Consider the following 2,069-nt stretch of genomic DNA (forward strand, 5'->3'; position numbering starts at 1 on the left):
ACGGCGCCGTTGGCTCGGGATGTGATGGTGGCGTATGCGGCCCGTCGTGCCGGGCATGAGCCGGGGTGGGTTCCGTTGCCGGTGCAGTACGCGGACTATGCGTTGTGGCAGCAGCGGGTGTTGGGTTCGGAAGATGATCCGGAATCGGTGCTGTCGCGGCAGTTGGGATATTGGACTCGGGTGTTGGCGGATCTGCCCGAGTTAGTGGAGTTGCCGACCGATCATCAACGTCCGGCCGTGCAGTCGCCTCGGGGAGAGCGGGTGACTTTCACGTTGAGTGCGGATCTCGCGCAGCGGATCGATGGTGTGGCACGCGAGCATCAGGCGACGTTCTTCATGGTGGTGCATGCGGCGTTGGCGGTGTTGGTGGCCAGGGTCAGTGGCAGCCAGGATATTCCGATCGGTACTCAGATCGCCGGGCGGGGTGAGGCGGCGCTCGATGATCTGGTGGGGATGTTCGGGAACACGCTGGTGTTGCGTACTCGGATCGAGGGTGCGGCATCGTTTGCGGAGGTGCTGGCCCAGGTTCGGGAGGTTGATCTGGCTGGGTTCGGTCATCCGGATGTGCCGTTGGAGCGGCTGGTGGAGATTCTGAATCCGGTTCGGTCGACGGCCTATTCGGCATTGTTCCAAGTGTTATTGGTAGTGCACAACTATGCCCAATCGCGGGCGTCGTTGCCTGGGTTGGAGATCGAGCCGCTCGATACAGGGTCGGTGGGTGCGAAATTGGATCTCGAGTTGGATCTGATGGAGCGGTTCGATGCGGAGGGGCAGCGTAGCGGGATCGACGGGTGGTTCACGTATGCGGTCGATTTGTTCGAGGAATCGACGGTGGCGGGGTTCGCGGAGATGTTCACCAAGATCCTCGAGGCGGCAACGGCGGATGCGACGGAGCCGGTAGGGGCGATTGAGTTGCGCAGCTTGGCCGAGCGTCTGGCGGTTGAGAGGTGGAACGACACCACGGTTCGGTCGCCGGATACGACCCTTGTGGAGGGGTTCGAGGCACAGGTGACCCGGACGCCGGATGCGGTGGCGGTGGTGTTCGAAGGTGAGTCGTTGACGTATGCGCAGTTCGATGCCCGGGTCAACCAATTGGCACGGTACCTGATCGGTGCCGGGGTGGGCCCGGAGTCGTTGGTGGCGGTCTCGATGCGCCGGTCGTTGGATTTGATGGTCGGGATTTATGCGGTGTTGCGGGCCGGCGGAGGGTATGTGCCGATCGACCCGGACCAGCCTGGTGAACGTAACGACTATGTGCTCGATACCGCGGCACCGGTGTGCGTGTTGTCGACGTCCCGGGACGGATTCACCGCGTCCGGGCATCGGGTGATAAGCGTCGATGCGGTGGATGTGTCGGGGTATTCCCCCGCGGAGGTGGCCGAGTCCGAACTCCTCGGGCCGGTTCGGGCGGACAACACGGCCTATGTGATCTTCACGTCCGGGTCGACCGGGCGCCCGAAGGGGGTGGCGGTCACTCACCGGGCGGTAGTCAATCAGATGGGTTGGATGCGCGAGCGTTACGAGCTCGGGGTGGGCGATACGGTGCTGCACAAGACGCCGATCACGTTCGATGCTTCGGTGTGGGAGTTGTTCTATCCGTTGCAGGTGGGGGCTCGGTTGGTGGTCGCGGAGCCGGGTGGACATCGTGATCCGGAGTATTTGGTGCAGACCGCGCAGAGTTGGCAGATAACGATTTTGGAGTTCGTGCCGTCGATGCTCGCGTTGTTCCTGTCGGCGGACTCGACACTGGATCTGCCCGGCACGTTGCGGTATGTGTCGGTTGGTGGGGAGGCGCTGCCGGAGGAGGTGGCTACCCGCTTTGCCGACCGTTCGGATGCGGTGTTGGACAACACGTATGGGCCGACGGAGGCGACGGTGACCACGACGGTGTTCCGTTGTTCGCCGGAGTCGGGAAGGGGGTCGGGTCCGGTTCCGATCGGCGCCCCGATCCGCAATACTGCCGCGTATGTGCTCGATGCCCGTTTGCAGCCGGTTCCGGTGGGGGTGGCGGGGGAGTTGTATTTGGGTGGGGTGCAGGTGGCTCGGGGGTATGTCGGTCGGGCGGATTT

At 63.6% G+C, this 2,069-nt stretch carries 1 protein-coding gene; it reads left to right on the forward strand.

Translation table 11 applies throughout. The features are described from left to right. On the forward strand, positions 1–2,069 hold a 2,069-nt coding region (locus tag AB0I57_RS20045; protein ID WP_358339336.1), incomplete at both ends, for an amino acid adenylation domain-containing protein.

This window comes from Rhodococcus sp. NPDC049939, assembly GCF_040656415.1.
Lineage (GTDB): Bacteria > Actinomycetota > Actinomycetes > Mycobacteriales > Mycobacteriaceae > Rhodococcus_F.